Raw genomic sequence first — 258 nt, 5'->3', positions numbered from 1 at the left:
GCTCTCCACTCAAGGTAGGCTCATCCAGCTTGGACTGGAGTTTGCCTAACTCGGCTCTCAGCCCATCTATCTCCTCTACCCGCTTAGCATACCTGTCTCTCAGGTCACCAAGCTCCGTCATGAAAGACTCGTAGGTAGGGCACTCAAACTCACTGGGTTGGGGTTTCTCACTCCTCAGCTTAGCATTCTCTTCCAAAGCCTCAGCCAACACGGCTTTCAGCTTCTGCAGCTTTTTGGCTGCCTTCACAAGTATCTTAT

The 258-nt window shown here is 51.6% G+C and carries 1 protein-coding gene; it reads right to left on the bottom strand.

Translation table 11 applies throughout. The features are described 5' to 3' along the window. A partial coding sequence (locus KVT28_RS25565; protein ID WP_217551031.1) for a hypothetical protein occupies nucleotides 1-258 on the bottom strand: 258 nt, incomplete at both ends.

It is taken from the genome of Pantoea sp. GbtcB22, from assembly GCF_019091025.1.
GTDB classification, from domain to species: Bacteria; Pseudomonadota; Gammaproteobacteria; order Enterobacterales; family Enterobacteriaceae; genus Pantoea; species Pantoea leporis.
This window is presented reverse-complemented; position numbering and strand designations above follow the sequence as displayed.